Origin of the sequence: Nocardioides sp., assembly GCF_030150155.1 — a bacterium.
GTDB lineage: Bacteria > Actinomycetota > Actinomycetes > Propionibacteriales > Nocardioidaceae > Nocardioides.
In genome coordinates this window covers 1-15,683 of record NZ_JASLGR010000022.1, presented here as the reverse complement: position 1 = coordinate 15,683, position 15,683 = coordinate 1, and the positions used below count along the sequence as shown (strand labels likewise).

14 protein-coding genes, 2 tRNA genes, 1 rRNA gene and 1 pseudogene are annotated in these 15,683 nt (G+C 69.7%); 13 read left to right on the top strand and 5 right to left on the bottom strand.

Features of this window, described 5'->3' with window-relative positions; genetic code table 11:
- The first annotated feature begins 3 nt into the window (after positions 1–3).
- The 5 genes from Q1V88_RS06005 (at position 4) to dnaG (ending at position 6,290) form a co-directional block, all read left to right on the top strand.
- Positions 4–900 carry a hypothetical protein gene (locus Q1V88_RS06005; protein WP_300679259.1) on the top strand — a complete coding sequence of 299 codons (897 nt, stop codon included), beginning with the start codon at positions 4–6 and terminating at the stop codon, positions 898–900.
- Positions 897–2,048: a tRNA dihydrouridine synthase DusB gene (gene dusB / locus Q1V88_RS06000; RefSeq protein WP_300679256.1), complete on the top strand. Its 1,152-nt coding sequence runs from the start codon at positions 897–899 to the stop codon at positions 2,046–2,048. Before Q1V88_RS06005 ends, dusB begins: the two co-directional genes overlap by 4 nt.
- Before the next feature lie 143 nt (positions 2,049–2,191).
- Positions 2,192–3,013, top strand: a complete 822-nt coding sequence (locus Q1V88_RS05995) for a mucin-2 protein (protein ID WP_300679253.1) — start codon at positions 2,192–2,194, stop codon at positions 3,011–3,013.
- A 166-nt stretch (positions 3,014–3,179) separates the two neighbouring features.
- Entirely contained in the window at positions 3,180–4,409 is a 1,230-nt protein-coding gene (locus tag Q1V88_RS05990; RefSeq protein ID WP_300679250.1) for a deoxyguanosinetriphosphate triphosphohydrolase, read from the top strand.
- A gap of 21 nt (positions 4,410–4,430) precedes the next feature.
- Positions 4,431–6,290 carry a DNA primase gene (gene dnaG / locus Q1V88_RS05985; protein ID WP_300679248.1) on the top strand — a complete coding sequence of 620 codons (1,860 nt, stop codon included), beginning with the start codon at positions 4,431–4,433 and terminating at the stop codon, positions 6,288–6,290.
- A 9-nt stretch (positions 6,291–6,299) separates the two neighbouring features.
- Here dnaG and Q1V88_RS05980 read toward each other — a convergent pair whose 3' ends face one another.
- The 4 genes from Q1V88_RS05980 to Q1V88_RS05965 all read right to left on the bottom strand — a co-directional run bounded on the left by Q1V88_RS05980 (position 6,300) and on the right by Q1V88_RS05965 (position 9,569).
- Positions 6,300–6,575 carry a hypothetical protein gene (locus Q1V88_RS05980; protein WP_300679246.1) on the bottom strand — a complete coding sequence of 92 codons (276 nt, stop codon included), beginning with the start codon at positions 6,573–6,575 and terminating at the stop codon, positions 6,300–6,302.
- Positions 6,576–6,696: 121 nt separating this feature from the next.
- Positions 6,697–7,014, bottom strand: a complete 318-nt coding sequence (locus Q1V88_RS05975; protein ID WP_300679244.1) for a hypothetical protein — start codon at positions 7,012–7,014, stop codon at positions 6,697–6,699.
- A 102-nt stretch (positions 7,015–7,116) separates the two neighbouring features.
- Positions 7,117–7,189 (bottom strand) — tRNA-Asn (locus Q1V88_RS05970).
- Positions 7,190–7,271: 82 nt separating this feature from the next.
- A complete protein-coding gene (locus Q1V88_RS05965) occupies positions 7,272–9,569 on the bottom strand; it encodes a phospholipase D-like domain-containing protein (RefSeq protein WP_300679241.1) in 2,298 nt (765 codons plus the stop codon).
- A gap of 116 nt (positions 9,570–9,685) precedes the next feature.
- Here Q1V88_RS05965 and Q1V88_RS05960 point away from each other — a divergent pair, with 116 nt between their 5' ends.
- The 4 genes from Q1V88_RS05960 (at position 9,686) to Q1V88_RS05945 (ending at position 11,983) form a co-directional block, all read left to right on the top strand.
- Positions 9,686–10,522 (top strand): hypothetical protein, encoded by an 837-nt coding sequence (locus Q1V88_RS05960; protein WP_300679238.1) that lies wholly within the window; start codon positions 9,686–9,688, stop codon positions 10,520–10,522.
- A 140-nt stretch (positions 10,523–10,662) separates the two neighbouring features.
- A tRNA-Ile gene (locus tag Q1V88_RS05955) sits at positions 10,663–10,739 on the top strand.
- Positions 10,740–11,164: 425 nt separating this feature from the next.
- On the top strand, positions 11,165–11,311 hold the full coding sequence (locus Q1V88_RS05950) for a hypothetical protein (protein ID WP_300679235.1): 147 nt from the start codon (positions 11,165–11,167) through the stop codon (positions 11,309–11,311).
- A gap of 210 nt (positions 11,312–11,521) precedes the next feature.
- Positions 11,522–11,983, top strand: a complete 462-nt coding sequence (locus Q1V88_RS05945; protein ID WP_300679233.1) for an Ltp family lipoprotein — start codon at positions 11,522–11,524, stop codon at positions 11,981–11,983.
- 263 nt (positions 11,984–12,246) lie between these two features.
- Here the strand turns inward: Q1V88_RS05945 and Q1V88_RS05940 are convergent, their stop codons facing one another.
- Positions 12,247–12,615, bottom strand: coding sequence for a hypothetical protein (locus Q1V88_RS05940; protein ID WP_300679231.1), 369 nt, complete (start codon positions 12,613–12,615; stop codon positions 12,247–12,249).
- Positions 12,616–12,795: 180 nt separating this feature from the next.
- On the opposite strand from Q1V88_RS05940, the pseudogene Q1V88_RS19565 reads away from it, so the two are divergent.
- The 4 genes and pseudogenes from Q1V88_RS19565 to Q1V88_RS05925 form a co-directional block, all read left to right on the top strand.
- A pseudogene (locus Q1V88_RS19565) lies at positions 12,796–12,909 on the top strand (nitroreductase family protein); the annotation flags it as partial.
- 103 nt (positions 12,910–13,012) lie between these two features.
- The gene (locus tag Q1V88_RS05935) at positions 13,013–13,264 is read left to right on the top strand and encodes a hypothetical protein (protein ID WP_300679228.1); all 252 of its coding nucleotides are present in this window, start codon (positions 13,013–13,015) and stop codon (positions 13,262–13,264) included.
- Positions 13,265–13,431: 167 nt separating this feature from the next.
- Entirely contained in the window at positions 13,432–14,706 is a 1,275-nt protein-coding gene (gene tyrS, locus Q1V88_RS05930) for a tyrosine--tRNA ligase (RefSeq protein WP_300679225.1), read from the top strand.
- A gap of 533 nt (positions 14,707–15,239) precedes the next feature.
- Positions 15,240–15,683, top strand: a 16S ribosomal RNA gene (locus tag Q1V88_RS05925); the annotation flags it as partial.

Genomic DNA, 15,683 nt, shown 5'->3' with positions numbered 1-15,683 from the left:
TCGATGGGGCAGCCGGTGGGGCGACTGAGCGTGGTGGTGCTGGGCACCGTCACGGCGCTGGCACTGGCCGGCTGTGGTGGTTCGGAGCCGAAGGCGGCACCGTCGACCACCGCGCCGGTCACCCCGTCGACCACGCCGATCCCCGCCGGCTACCCCTCGAACGCCCCGTCCGGCCTGCCCTACGCCAAGCCGGGCACCGACCTGAGTCTCGGTGAGGCTGCCACCGTCGCGTGGCAGCCTCCCGCGACCGGGACGACGGCGGCACCGACCGCCACCCCCACGGCCACCGCGTCGACGTCGAGCGCCCCGAGTGCGACGTCCACGCCGGACGCGTCCTCGACGCCGACCGGCTCGGCCAGCGTCACCGCGACCCCGACCAAGGCCGTCCGCCCGTCGGGGGCGCTGCGGATCACCGTGACCGCGATCCAGCCCACGACGTACGCCAAGAGCTTCAGGGACTGGAAGGTCAGCTCGGCGCTGCAGACCTCGTCGCCGTACTTCGTCAAGGCGACCGTGACCAACGTCGGCACCGTCGACCTCGGCGGGCTCACCCTGCCGCTGTACGGCGAGACCTCAGCCGACACCCTGGTCGAGCCGAGCACCTTCGCCTCGACGTTCAAGCCCTGCAACCCGGGGGCCTTCCCGAAGAAGTTCGCCGCCGGTGCCACGGTCAAGGCGTGCCTGGTCTACCTGGTGCCCGACAAGGGCTCCCTGACCGGCGTCACCTTCAGGCCCTCGGTCGACTTCGTCCCGATCACATGGTCGACCCCGGCGGCGCTGCTGCCCGGTGCCGGCACCGCGACCGGATCGGCCACCGGATCGGCGTCCGCGTCGACCTCGGCCTCGACCTCCGGCACGATTGGGGTCACGCCGACGCCGTCGGCGACAATGACGAGGTGACTACGCTCTCGCCGCCCGCTCCGCTTCGGTTCGGATCGCTCGAGATCAGCACGCCTGTGGTGCTCGCGCCGATGGCCGGGATCACCAATGCGGCCTACCGCGCACTCTGCCTGGAGCAGGGCGCCGGCCTCTACGTCTGCGAGATGATCACCTCCCGTGGCCTCGTCGAGGGCGACCAGCACACCAAGGACATGCTGATCTTCGACCCGTCCGAGACGGTGCGTTCGGTCCAGCTCTACGGCACCGACCCCGTCTACGTGGGCAAGGCCGCGCAGATCCTCTGCGAGGAGTACGGCGTCGCCCACATCGACCTCAACTTCGGCTGCCCCGTGCCCAAGGTCACCCGCAAGGGTGGCGGGGGAGTGCTGCCCTGGAAGCGGACGCTGCTCGGCCAGATCCTCACCGCCGCGGTGCAGGCCGCGACGCCGTACGACGTCCCGGTGACGATGAAGACCCGCAAGGGGATCGACGACGATCACCTCACCTACCTCGACGCCGGCCGGATCGCGGCCGAGGCGGGGATCGCCGGGATCGCGCTGCACGGACGCACCGTGCAGCAGGCCTACTCCGGCGAGGCCGACTGGGACGCGATCGCCGAGCTCAAGGCCAGCGTCGACATCCCGGTGCTGGGCAACGGTGACATCTGGGAGGCCTCCGACGCGCTGCGGATGGTCGAGCAGACCGGCGTCGACGGCGTCGTCATCGGTCGCGGCTGCCTGGGCCGCCCGTGGCTCTTCGGCGACCTGGCCACCGCGTTCGCCGACCCGGCGGCCTGGGAGAGCGCCAAGGCGCTGCCCGACCTCGGCGAGGTCGCCGACGTGATGCGCCGCCACGCCGAGCTGCTGTGCGAGCACATGGGCGAGGAGCGTGGCTGCAAGGAGTTCCGCAAGCACGTCTCCTGGTACCTCAAGGGCTTCGGGGCCGGGGGCCAGATGCGCAAGAACCTCGGCCTGGTCAAGACCCTGGCCGACCTCGACGTACTGCTGGGAGAGCTCGATCGCAGCGAGCCGTTCCCGGTCTCCGAGCTCGGCGCGCCGCGTGGTCGCCAGGGCGCTCCGCGGGCCAAGGTGATCACGCCCGAGGGGTGGCTCGACGACACCGACGGCACCGATCTGGCCCTCGACGAGGACATGGTCTCGGGCGGCTGACGCAGCCGCGCTGATTTATGGCACTCGGTCGACAATGCCTCGGCGGCTGGGGTCGTGTGGTTAGGTGTTGGACCATGTCCGCTTCTCCTCGCCATGCAGGGCGCCACTGTGCGCCTCGTCGGCGACGGTTCAAGCCGCTGAACGTGGCTGCTCCCGCCGCCACCGTCGCCACCGTCGCGGTGGTCGGTGTCGGGGTCGCCACCTCGGGTTCGTCGACCCAGATCGCCGCCGACCAGGTAGCCGCGACCACCGACGCCACCGCGTCCGCCTCCGCAGCCAACGCCGCGGCGACCGACGACGCGCAGAGCACCGCCGCCAGTGCGGTCGAGCAGCGCAAGCGCAGCCTGTCGCGCTCGCTGAGCCGCCGGATGAGCGCTGCCGCCTCGGCCGAGGCCACGTCCACCGCCGTCACCCGGTGGACCACCACCGCACTGAACATCTGGACCTCCCCGGCCGACTCGGCCACCCAGGACGGCGAGGTCGCCTCCGGGGAGAAGATCAAGTCCACCGGCCGCGTGGTCAACTCCCGCGTCGAGGTCGTGATCGACGGCGAGGTGCGCTGGGTCAGCGAGGGCTACCTCGCCACCGACAAGCCCGACCCGGTGCTCAACTCCGCGCCCTGCGCCGACACCGGCGTCGAGAAGGGCCTCAAGCCGCAGACCATCGCCCTCTACCGCGCGGTGTGCCACGCCTTCCCCGAGGTGACGTCGTACGGCGGCTGGGCCGCCCGCACCGAGCACGACACCGGCAACGCGATCGACGTGATGGTCCCGGGCAACAAGGCCCTGGGCGACAAGATCGCCGCCTGGGCGCAGAAGAACGCCGCGGTCCTCGACCTCTACGACATCCTGTGGTGGCATCGGATCTGGACCCCGGTCCGCTCCAGTGAGGGCTGGCGTACCTTCGCCGACCGGGGGAGTGCGACCGCGAACCATATGGACCACGTCCACCTCGGCACGAACTAAACCGACGCGGAACGGAGCGCCCGCTGCGTTGGAGGCGCTCGCCGGCCCGCTTCGCTCCAAGGCCGCCTTCGCGCCTCCGCCTTGCGGTCGCACGCGTTCCCCGCCGGTTCCGGCGCCCGGCGGAGCGTCAGTGCTGGAGCAGTGGCGCACTCGCTACGCTGACCGGGTGAGCCCGGACCCCTACACCGACGCCGACCGCGAGCGGGTGGTGGCGGAGCCGCCCAAGCGGGTCGACGCTCCGATCCGGCGGGCCTTCGAGCGCGACCGTGCGCGGCTGGTCCATGCCGCCTCGACCCGGCGGCTGGCCGCCAAGACCCAGGTCGTCGGCCCGCAGTTCGACGACTTCGCCCGCAACCGCCTCACCCACAGCCTCGAGGTCGCCCAGATCGCCCGTGACGTCTCCCGGGCGATCGGTCACGACCAGCCCGAGCTGGCCGACCTCGCCGAGACCGCGGCGCTGGCCCACGACCTCGGACACCCGCCGTTCGGGCACAACGGCGAGACCGTGCTGCACGAGCTTGCCGCCGCGGCGGGCGGGTTCGAGGGCAACGCCCAGACCCTGCGGCTGCTCACCCGGCTGGAGTCCAAGACGTTCGACGCCGACGGCACCTCGGTCGGCCTCAACCTGACCCGGGCCACCCTCGATGCCTGCACGAAGTACCCGTGGCGGGCAGGGGAGCGCGGTCGGAAGTTCGGCGTCTACGAGGACGACCTGCCGGTCTTCACCTGGATGCGCGACCCCGCCGACGGCCAGCACCGCTGCATCGAGGCCCAGATCATGGACCTGGCCGACGACGTGGCCTACTCCGTGCACGACGTCGAGGACGGCGTCGCCGCCGGCCACCTGGACCTCACCCGCCTCGACGAGGACGCTGTCGGAGAGATCGTCCGCAGCTGGTACCTCCCCGATGCCGACCAGACCGCGATGAAGGAAGCGCTCGCGGCGCTCCGGCTCGTCGACGGCTGGCCCACCCGACCGTACGACGGCTCGCGGCGCTCCCTGGCCGCCCTGAAGAACCTCACCAGCGACCTGATCGGCCGCTTCTGCGGTGCCGTGCAGACGGCCACCCCGAACGAGCAGGTCCAGGTCCGCCACGGCGGGGACCTGGTGATCCCCGAGCAGACCCGGGTCGAGATCGCGGTGCTCAAGGGCATCGCGACCCACTACGTGATGCTGGCCGACGAGCATCGGGCCGTCCAGGTCCGCCAGCGCGAGCTGCTGGCCGAGCTGGTCGGCGTACTGCTGGAGCGAGGTCCTGACGCCCTGGACCGGCCCTTCGCCGACGACTGGGCGGCGGCCGCGGACGACAACGCCCGCCTCCGGGTGGTGATCGATCAGGTGGCGAGCCTCACGGATGTCACAGCCGTGGCCTGGCATCGCTCTCTGGTCGCCTAGGGCGTGGCCTAGGATCACTCTGTGGCCGGCCGGATTCTCGACAAAAGCATCGCGGAGGTGCGCGAGAAGGCGAAGATCGAGGACATCGTCGGCCAGTACGTCACCCTGCGCCCCGGTGGGGGCGGCAACCTGAAGGGGCTGTGCCCCTTCCACGACGAGAAGTCGCCGAGCTTCAACGTCAACCCCTCGCGCGGCTACTACCACTGCTTCGGCTGCCAGGCCGGCGGCGACGTGATCAAGTTCGTCCAGGAGATGGACGGCCTCAACTTCGCCGAGACGATCGAGCGGCTGGCCGACAAGGTCGGCGTCGTGCTGCAGCGCGAGGAGGGCGGCGGCGGTGCCCCGCAGGCCCCGCGTGGGCCCGGTCGCGGCAAGCTGGTCGAGGCGCACAAGATCGCCCAGGAGTTCTTCGCCGAGCAGCTGCTCACCCCCGAGGCGGTGATCGCTCGCCAGTTCCTCGCAGACAAGGGGTTCGACCAGGACGCGGCCGGGATCTTCGGCGTCGGCTACGCGCCGACCAACGGCAAGGCGCTGCCGCAGCACCTGCGCGCCCGTGGCTTCAGCGAGGACGAGCTCGTCGTGGCGGGCCTGGTCGGAACCCGGGGCTACTCCCGCTTCGAGGGCCGCGTGATCTGGCCGATCCGTGAGTCCAACGGCGACGTGATCGGCTTCGGCGCCCGCAAGCTGTTCGAGAACGACCGGATCTCGGGCAAGTACATCAACACCTCCGAGACCCCGATCTACAAGAAGAACCAGGTGCTCTACGGCATCGACCTGGCGCGCAAGGGGCTCCAGCTCACCCACCGCGCGGTCGTGGTCGAGGGCTACACCGACGTGATGGCCTGTCACCTCGCCGGGGTGCCCACCGCGGTGGCCACCTGCGGCACCGCCTTCACCGGCGACCACGGCAAGGTGCTGCGGCGTCTGATGGGCGACTTCAAGGGCTCGACGGGCGAGATCATCTTCACCTTCGACGGCGACGCTGCCGGGCAGGCCGCCGCGCTCAAGGTCTTCGCCGCCGACGAGGAGTTCCACTCGCCGACCTACGTCGCGGTAGCCCCCGACGGCCTGGACCCGAACGACCTGCGGATGGCGCAGGGCGACGCGGCGGTCCGGGAGCTGATCGACGGCCGCAAGCCGCTGTACGAGTTCGTGCTCCGCAACGTCGTGGGCCGCTACGACCTCAACCGGGCCGACGGCCGGGTCGAGGCCCTGCGCGAGGCCGCCCAGCTGGTCTCGGCGATCCGGGACAAGTCCAAGGTCACCGAGTTCGCCCGCGAGCTGGCCGGGATGGTCGGCGTCGACACCGGGGCGGCTCTGGCCGCCGTACGCCGGGCAGGGGAGCGCTCCAGCAGGACGCAGGCCCCGGCCACGCAGCCCCCGGCCCCGGCACCCGCGGGCCCCGCCCTGCCCGACCCCCGCGACCCGCGGCTCTCGCTGGAGCGCGAGGTGCTCAAGGCGCTGCTCCAGCAGCCGGTCGTGATCGGCTCACTGACGGCCAGCATCGGCCCCGACGACTTCACCCACCCCGCCTACCGGGCGGTCTGGGCGCTGATGGCCGCCGCCGGGGGCGTGGTCGCCGGCGCCGGTGACGAGCAGTGGGTGACCACCGTGCAGGCGCGCTGCACCGACGACCGGCTGGTGCCGCTGGTGACCGCGTTGGCCGTGGAGCCGATCCGGACCAAGGACGCCGGGGCGGTCTATGTGCGCGAGGTGGTCTCGCGGCTGCGGGAGGCGACCATCGCCCGACGGATCGCCGAGGCCCACTCCCGGCTGCAGCGTGCCGATCCGAGCGACCTGGACGGCTACTTCGCGATCGCCGGTGAGGTGGCGGCGCTGGAGCAGGAACGGCGCGCGCTGCGCGACGACCTGGTCTCCTAGCAACGTGACTTACTGAACCACGAGGTCCGAGCGGCGACGCAGGTAGGCCTCGGTGGCTGTCAGTCCCAGCGCGATGCCGATGAGCGAGGCGACTCGTGTCGCAGACGGCGAGTCGGCGTCGCCGAGCTCACCGCCGCCGATGAGGACGAGCAGGTCCAGGCAGACGCTGAAGGCCACCACAGCGAGGAAAACCTGGCCGACGGCTTTGGCCCGTTCGAGCACCGGCCGCCGGGAGCGCCACTGCCAGAACGCGCCGAGCAGCGCGCCCCAGGCGAGGTTCAGCATGACGTCAGCCGCTCGCCCGCCGGCGCCGTACAAGGTGCTGCCCAAGAGCGCGACGACGATCAGCCAGGTGAGCTGACCGGGTGCGTGGTCCCGGCGCAGCTGCCGCAGTCGTCGCAGGGGTTCAGCGTGGCAGAGCGGCGAGCTTCGCGCCGCCGAATCGGCAACCACACAGCGTGCGGGAGGCCGCCGTCGCCAGCAGCACGTTGAGCGCTGCGGTGGCCGCGAGCCCGACGACGAAGACCGCCTCGGTCAGGATCGTCCCGCTCCCGTCAACCGAGGTGTCGAGCAGAGCCGTCGCGAGGACGATCGGCACCAGCGTGAGCCCGATGGTCGGAACCGTCAGCACGAGAGCGGCGACATAGAACGCTGGTTCCTCCGTGACGAACCAGGCCGCCGCGGCCGCGGTGACGATGACGACGTACGCCGCAGAGGAGACCATCCATCGACGCGAGAGCCGGACCATTCCCGAATCCTCGCAGAGAATCGCTGGGGAACGATGAAGGACCCGATCCACGTTTCCGTGAATCGGGCCCTTCTCTTGCTCCCCCGGTTGGACTCGAACCAACAACCCTGCGATTAACAGTCGCATGCTCTGCCAGTTGAGCTACAGGGGATCGCTGTGCTTTGGCAGCGGTGAAACAGTAGCAACACCCAGCCAGGAGGGGGAAATCGGGCCCCCACTTCCGCGGAACGGGTCTAGAACTCGTCGCGCAGACGCAGCCGCAGCGGCCGCCCGTCGGGGTCGTGCAGGTAGCGGTACCAGGGTGCGGCGAGCAGCTGGCGCAGCACCGGAAGACGGGGTTCGGGCAGGCGCCGCAGCCGTCCCGGCGGCCGTGGACCGACCCGTCCGCCGGCGTGCCAGGCTTCCAGTGCGTCGGCGGCCTCGGCGAAGCGGTCGAAGAGGTCCGTGGTCGAGGTGCAGTCGGCCATCACCGCCCGCAGCTCCTCGTCGGTCACGCCAGTGCCCGCACGCATCTGGTCGGGGTCGAGTCGGTCGAGGTGCTCAGCCGCCAGCGTGAGGCGCAGTCGTTCGGCGTACGTCATCTGCGTGGTCAGGCCGAGGTCCACGACGGCGGCGGAGAGCTCGGAGTCGTTGGTCCACGACCGCCGACAGAAGTTGTCCGAGCCGATCGAGGCCCAGTCGTCGTCCAGGACGCAGACCTTGGCGTGCACGTAGACGGGGGTGCCGGCGTGGTTCTCCAAGCCGTAGAACGCCACCCGCTCCGGTGCGGCCAGGAGCACTTTGAGGACGCCGCGCATCCGGCCCAGCATCTGCGGGTCGCGGGCGAACCACCCCTCCTGGTCGGGGAATTGGGGGAGGACGGCGATCAGCCGCAGCTCGGGGTTGGCCTGCAGTGCCTCGACGAGCACGGTGCTCATCTCCCCGCCCCACAGGAACTGGTCTTCGATGTAGATCAGGGAGCGGGCGCGGCTGACCGCGCGGCTGTAGCCTCGGGCCACCGAGCGTTCCCCGTCGGGAGCGAAGTCGAACGCCCAGCCGTTGCCGAGCGCCGGATAGGTGCGCAGCAGCTGGACGGCGTGGTTGGCGCCGCGCACCCGGGGAGGCGGCGGCGTCTGGGGCGGCAGCGGCTCGGTGGCGACCTCGGTGCCGGCCAGGCCGTCGAAGCGGTCCCGCAGCCGGCGGAGCGGGTTGCGGCTGGTCGGGGTGGAGTCGCGCCAGCGCTCCCGGAAGACCGTCTCGACGTCATGCACGACCGGCCCCTGGAGGGCGAGCTGGACGTCGTGCCACGGCGGCAGGTCGCCGTACTCCGACGCGATCGTCTCGGCCTGCGGGTCGCCGTGGTGCAGAGCGTCGTCGCGCCGGCCGTGGCACAGGTCGATCCCGCCCACGTAGGCGATGTCGCGGGTCGGGTCGTCGCGGTGACGCACCACCACGAACTTCTGGTGGTGGGCGCCGTTGGGGCGGGTCCGCATGTCGAGCTGGACGGCGCCGCCGAGGTCGCTCAGCGCGCTGGCCAGGTCCCGATGCTCCTCGTGCGAGTAGCCGATCACCCCGGAGTGCGAACGCCAGACCAGCGCCCGTACGTCGACCCCGCGCTCGATCGCCCGGGCCAGCACCGCCAGCAGCTCGGTGCCGATCCCGTCGCCGAGGCGCTCGTCCGGGTTGGACTGCCAGTCGGTGAACCAGACCCGGTCTCCCTCGCCGGTGGCCTCCACGACCGTGAGCAGCTCGGCGAAGTACGTCGACCCGTGCACGAGCGGACGGGCGAGGTTGCCCCGGCTGAACGCCTCGCCGGGCCGGTGGTGGTCGTCGATCGCCGAGGACGGGTTGCCGCGTCCCTCCCGGTCGAGGAACCACTCCTCGACCCGCGGGGTGGGGGAGCGACGGAAGTGGCCGCGCAGACGGCGTACGGCCGGCTCGACGGGGTCGGGGAGGTCCTCGATGGTGACGGTTCGCACGCCCCCCTGGCCGAACATCGTCATCTCGGTCGGGGTCAGGGGCCACGGCATCGAGCCAGGGTCGTCGGCCTCGTCACGACCCCGGGCGATCACCAGCAGGTCGCGGCCGGTGAGGTGACGCAGTGCGCTGACGGCACTGGCACGCTCGGTCGAGAGCGGCGGCAGCACCTGCACGGTGTAGATCTCCACGACCAGGTCGAAGCGGCCCAACGACTCCGAGTCGAGCAGGTCGACGACGCGGTAGTCGACGGTCGAGTCGGGGAACCGGGCGCGGCAGGCCTCGATCGCGGTGGGGGAGAGGTCGAAGGCCGTGACGTGCCACCCCTGCGCTGCCAGCCACTCCGCGTCGTCGCCGTACCCGCAGCCGACGACGACCGCGGTGCCGGGCGGCAGGTCGGCCAGGCCGGTCCAGGAGGTCAGCAGGGGGTTGGGCGCGAGGTCGGCCCACGGCACCGTCGCGGTCCCCTCGGCCGCGGCCCGGTAGAGCGGCTCGAACCAGCCGAGTGGGTCTCCTGCCGCCCCGGCCGCGTGGGCCAGCTCCCGCGCTGCTGCGCGCTTCTCGTCCGCCGTCACGACGCCCTCCCGCCCCGATGGCCACCGCGACACGGTGGCGACACCTCCATCTTGCCCACCCACCCCACACCGCAACCGCGGGGCGCACCCGCGCGATCGGGCTTACCGTGGAGGGCATGGAGGTCGGACCCCTCTCCCGACGGGCTGTTCTCCTGCTGGGCTCGGCAGGAGCGTTGGCGGCATGCAGCGATGGCCGTACGTCGTCGGGCGCGCCGAGCCCCACGACCGGGGCGACCGGCGTGACCAGTCCCGGAGCGTCGGCGACTGCGACGCCGACTGCGACTGCGACGCCGGCCGGGTGGACTCCGGGCGCCGGGGAGCTCGAGCCCGGCGCGAAGGTCGCCGCGGTGCGTGCGGTCCAGGCGCAGGCGCAGGTCCAAGTGATCGACGCGCAGTACGGCGGCCTGCTCGCCAGCACCGCGAGCGTGCTCGTGGTGACCGCGCCGCTGCACACCTACGACGTCCGTCTGACCCGTCGCGGCACCGGCTGGCAGGTCACCGCCCTCCATCCGTCCCAGCCGGGCCCGGCCGCGCCCCGGCACACCCTCGCGGCCCGGCGGGTCCTGGCCAGCGACCGGATCGCGCTGCCCCCGGCGGCCCGCGCCGACGTACTCTCGGGCCAGGTGCACGACAGCGTCCTGGAGGCGATGGTCGCCGTCGGCCGGCGGTGGCATGTCAGCGTCTCCGTGGTCCGCTCGGGCCACCCGATCGATGTCTTCGGTACGACGCGCCCCAGCGACCACCCACGGGGCCGGGCCTTCGACACCTGGGCGATCGACGCTCACCCGGTGGTCGCCCCGAGCACGCCCCGCTCGCTGGTCGTCGCCTACATGGAGGCGGTCACCGCCGCCGGCTCCTACAACACCGGCGGGCCGTACCTCCTCGGCGCCGCCCCGCAGTGGTTCAGCGACCGCACCCACCACGACCACGTCCACGCCGGCTTCGCCGCCTGATCCTTCTGAGGCCGGACGGTGGCTTGGCGGTGGCTCGGCGGCGGCTCGGCGATCGATGGTGGGGGCACTCACCCCACGACCGCCCCGTCGCCGCTAGCCTTGCGCTGGCTTCTGGTCGGTTCGTACGTTCCAGGCGCCTCGGGGCGGTAGCTCAGTCGGTTAGAGCAGAGGACTCATAATCCTTGGGTCGTGGGTTCGAGCCCCACCCGCCCTACCAGGTCGCCCGGCGACGACGCGATGGATCGTCGTTGGCGGGCGCACGGCAGGTTGGCGAGGGTGGAGCGACATGCCGGTCCGCCGGACCTTCGGTGTGATCAGGCGGCGCGGTGACCTCCGACTCTGTCCTCCTCGACGCCGCTCGGACTCGACGTCCCCTGGTGTCGTTGGCGGCCTGCCTTCTGGGCACCATCGCTCTCGTGAGCGCGACCTGGGCGATCGGGCAGCAGGAAGCGGAGTCGGTGCTGCGTTATCTGGCGTACCAGGCGACCGCGTGGGGCGTGACCGCTGTGGTCGTGCTGGCGGTGACCGAGGCCAGCGGCCGTGGCTTCCTGCGGTGGGGGCGTTTGGGGGCGCCCTCGCGGCAGATGCGCGCTCTCGGCGTACGCGCCGTAGAGTCCTGGGTCGGTCGGCATCACCTTCACGGTGCTGGCCACCGCGGCGACCTGCGTCTTCCTGTGGCTGTCGTCGCGTGAGGAGGTCCGCGACGTCGACGCGGGGGCCTGGGCATGGATCGTCCATCTGTGCCAGGACGTGGTGATCTTCAGCGTCACGCTGGCGGTCTTCGTCTGAGACCGACTGGGTACACGGCAGCCAGCCCTTCTCCGTGGAGATCTGGTCGCATGCGGCGCTGACCTCCGCTTGGATGTCCAGTGGACGCCTTGTGACACGAAGGGCGGCCTCTCCCTCGGCGATCTCGGCGGCATCCTGGTTACTGATGCGTCCTAGCTCGGCGATGATGATTCCTGAGACTGTCATGAGAATTGCCTCTAGCATGCCCGCATGAAGAATATGCGTGTTGCAGCCTTGACTGCCACCTCGGTACTGGGCCTCTTCGCCTTCAGTGGGTGTGCAGGGACCACAACCGACGCCCTTGTCGCGAATGCCTCGGACAAGGCGGGGTCAACGGCGAAGGCCAAAGGGAGCGAGTACACGAAGAGCCAGGAGCGCGCGATCGCTGCGGCCAAGCAGTACCTTGACACGGCGCCCTTCTCTAAGGCGGGCCTTATCCGGCAGCTCTCGTCGAGCGCCGGAAGCGGGTATCCGAAGGCCGATGCCAAGTTTGCTGTTAATCACATCAAGGTCGACTGGAACAAGCAGGCGTACACGGCGGCGAAGAACTATCTGGACATGTCGCCGATGTCGCTTCGGGAACTCACGACCCAACTGGAGTCGTCGGCAGGAGACGGCTTCACCCATGCGGAGGCGGTCGCCGGGGCCACGAAGGCCTACAACGAATCCTGAGCCGCGTCACACGGCCATGGGGCCGCAAAGTGGCCCCATGGCGTCACCTCGGCCAGTTGTCCACATTCGCTCACCCGCCGAGCGAGTTTCTTCGCCACCTGGCGGTGAACACCACGCGTGGGTTGAACTGACTCCTGCGACCAGATCCGCCCCTTCGGGTCGTGGCGGTCCCGCGCCGAGAACGGGCTACCGTGCCTTGTGGCTTCTGAGGCAGAGCGGCCTTGATACGCGAATCGCAGCGTGGCGTTGAACGGTCAGTAGGCTCAGTAGGTGCTGAAGAGGTTGCCGATCTCCTCGCGCTTGTCCGCCATCTGCGACTCCAGGTAGGCCACGCTCCCCAGCGCGACGATCGCAGCGAGGACGGCGATCACTCGAGCCGCTCGCGGAACGGAACTCCGCAAGACGTACGCTCCGACGCCTGCAGCCACGCAGATCGCTGCGCCAGTCCATTGGGTGCTCGTTCCTGTGAGCAGGGAGGCCGACTGCATCGCCATGATGAGGCCGATCGCCGACGCAGCGATGACCGCCACTGTCGCCACCGGTGACCGCTCGGCAGCGGCGACACGACGTGCGGGCTGAGTCGAACCGCCATCCGCCCAATGGCGGTCTGCCGCCTTGTTGGCGAGGGTCATCGCGCGTCGCTGCCGGCCGCGAGTGTCGCGCACACTGGTAGTCCACCCGTATGCACAGATCACATCCACCATTTGATCGGCCGTATCGTCGGTGCGGTGCCGCACAATGGGGGCATGTCGCGATGAGAGGTGCCGTCGGTCCCGGATCTGCACCCCGCGCTGCGGGAGCGTTGCAGTCCGATGCGCTTCGACCCCGTGGCCGAGATCGGCGCGGGCGAGGTGGATGCGCTGCTGGACGCAGCCCGCTTGGCTCCCTCGGCCGGGAACTCCCAACCGTGGCGGTTCATCGTGGGACGACGGGGCGATGGCGTCCACGCGCGGATCGCAGCGCATCGGGCCCGGAGCTCGACCAGGTGGGCCGCGGACGCGTCGTTGCTGGTGGTCAACCTGGCAGGGGATGGGTGCGAGCGAGTTCTCCGAGTTCGCGCACTACGACCTGGGCCAGGCGGTGGCCCACATGACGGTCCAGGGCCTGGCGATGGGCCTCGACGCTCACCAGTTCCGCGCCTTCGACCGTGACGGCCTCGCCTGCGACTTCGAGGTTCCCGACCACTGGGAGGTGACGTCGATGACCGCGTTCGGGTTCTCGGCGCACGCCGCGGGTGACGTCAGCGCTCCCGGGAACCAGCCGCGAACGACTCAGTCGTGAGGCGATCACCTGGCTGCGAGCCTGATTCCGGGCGACGTACACGGCCAGAGTGATCGGCGGTCCGCCCTGGTGCCGTCAGAACAGGGCCGACCTGGCCCGCCGGATCGTCGGTCAGGGCTCGCGCTCATTAGGCTGAGGGCGTCAGCCAACCGACGAAAGGCACTCCAGTGTCCATCGACCAGACCCTCCTCGACGATCTCGAGTGGCGCGGCCTCATCGCCGACTCCACTGATCGGGACGCGCTCCGCGAAGCGCTCGGCGGCGAGAGTGTCCGGTTCTATATCGGGTTCGACCCGACGGCTCCGAGCCTGCACATGGGCAACCTGCTCCAGATCGTGACCGCGATGCGCCTGCAGAAGGCCGGCCACACGCCGTTCCTCCTGGTCGGTGGCGCCACCGGCATGATCGGCGACCCGCGTGACTCCGGCGAGCGGACCCTCAACACCCTGGACACCGTCCAGGACTGGGTGCAGCGGGTACGTCGGCAGCTCGAGCCGTTCGTCTCCTTCACCGGGGACAACGCGGCGACGATGGTGAACAACTACGACTGGACCTCGGGGCTGTCGACGATCGACTTCCTGCGCGACGTCGGCAAGCACTTCCCGGTCAACCGGATGCTGGCCCGCGAGACGGTCAAGCGCCGGCTGGAGTCCGACGGCCTGTCCTACACGGAGTTCTCCTACATCCTGCTGCAGTCGATGGACTACCTGCAGCTGTTCCGCGACCACGGCGTCACGCTGCAGTACGGCGGCTCGGACCAGTGGGGCAACATCACCGGTGGTGTCGAGCTCGTCCGTCGGGCGGAGGGTGCCACGGTGCACGCCTTCACCACCCCGCTGATCACCAAGGCCGACGGCACGAAGTACGGCAAGACCGAGGGCGGCGCCCTGTGGCTCGACCCGACGATGATGTCGCCGTACGCCTTCCACCAGTTCTGGCTCAACGTCGAGGACGTCAAGGTCGGCGAACTGCTGCGGGTCTTCACCTTCCTCTCCCACGAGGAGATCGAGGAGCTGGAGGCCGCGACCGCGGAGAAGCCGTTCCTGCGGGCCGGACAGAAGGCGCTGGCCGACCACATGACGACGCTGGTGCACGGTGCTGAGGAGACCGAGCAGGCCAAGGCCGCGGCTGCGGCACTCTTCGGTGGCGGTGATCTGACGGTGCTCGCCCCGGCGACCCTGGCGGCGGCACTGACCGAGGCGGGTGCGGTCGAGGTGGAGCGTCCCGAGGAGTGGCCCACGATCGTCGACATCCTCGTCTCCAGCGGGCTCGCAGCCAGCAGGGGAGAGGCGCGTCGCACCGTCACCGAGGGCGGGGCCTACCTGAACAACGCCCGGGTCGAGGACCCGGAGGCGGTGCTCTCGGAGTCCGACCTGGTCGCCGATGGCTGGGTCGTCCTGCGTCGCGGCAAGAAGCGTTTCGCCGGGCTCCACTTCAGCTGAGTCCACACGCACAGATCGGGGGTCGACCGCAGGGTCGCCCCCGATTTGTGTTGTCACACGGTGCCGTCTACTGTTCTCTGAGTCGCCAACGGAGCGGCCGAGAGCAGGGCCCGCAAGGGCTCGGCTTCCGGCGCCGAGGCGGCCACCTCCACTCCTCAGAACGACCGGGATCGGTGCGCAGTCACTGCCACTGAAAACCGAGAAGTTTGTAGCGCGTGGAAGTGAATAGCGAAGGAAGTTCGCGCCGATTTGAATCGGCCGGAAACAATCCGCTAAGTTTAAACCACAAGCCCCGAGGGCGAGAGCGAAAAGCTCGGACCGCGGTGTGCGTGTGATTCTTGAGAACTCAACAGTGTGTCATTGATAGTCGATGAATTAATTTTGTATACCCCGTCGACACTTCGGTGTTGATGGTTTTCTTTGACAATGATTCTGACAATGTGCAGCCACGTTGTGGTTGTGCGTCAGTGATCTCCTGTCAGGTATCACTTTTTCTGCACAGCTCCTGTTTTGGGGTTGTGTGGGCGTAGTTTTCTACGGAGAGTTTGATCCTGGCTCAGGACGAACGCTGGCGGCGTGCTTAACACATGCAAGTCGAGCGGAAAGGCCCTTTCGGGGGCACTCGAGCGGCGAACGGGTGAGTAACACGTGAGTAATCTGCCCCGTACTCTGGGATAGCCTTGGGAAACTGAGATTAATACCGGATATGAAACGCATCTGCATGGGTGTGTTTGGAAAGTTTTTTCGGTACGGGATGTGCTCGCGGCCTATCAGCTTGATGGTGGGGTAATGGCCTACCATGGCTTCGACGGGTAGCCGGCCTGAGAGGGTGACCGGCCACACTGGGACTGAGACACGGCCCAGACTCCTACGGGAGGCAGCAGTGGGGAATATTGGACAATGGGCGAAAGCCTGATCCAGCAATACCGCGTGTGTGAAGAAGGCCCTAGGGTTGTAAAGCACTTTTGTTAGGGAGA

Coding starts and splice junctions, on each gene's coding strand:
- Q1V88_RS06005 (WP_300679259.1), top strand. CDS start 4: ATGGGGCAGCCGGTGGGGCGACTGAGCGTGGTGGTGCTGGGCACCGTC.
- Q1V88_RS05980 (WP_300679246.1), bottom strand. CDS start 6,575: ATGCTGAACCTCGCCTGGGGCGCGCTGCTCGGCGCGTTCTGGCAGTGG.
- Q1V88_RS05975 (WP_300679244.1), bottom strand. CDS start 7,014: ATGGTCTCCTCTGCGGCGTACGTCGTCATCGTCACCGCGGCCGCGGCG.
- Q1V88_RS05960 (WP_300679238.1), top strand. CDS start 9,686: ATGGAGGTCGGACCCCTCTCCCGACGGGCTGTTCTCCTGCTGGGCTCG.
- Q1V88_RS05945 (WP_300679233.1), top strand. CDS start 11,522: ATGAAGAATATGCGTGTTGCAGCCTTGACTGCCACCTCGGTACTGGGC.
- Q1V88_RS05940 (WP_300679231.1), bottom strand. CDS start 12,615: ATGACCCTCGCCAACAAGGCGGCAGACCGCCATTGGGCGGATGGCGGT.
- Q1V88_RS05935 (WP_300679228.1), top strand. CDS start 13,013: ATGGGTGCGAGCGAGTTCTCCGAGTTCGCGCACTACGACCTGGGCCAG.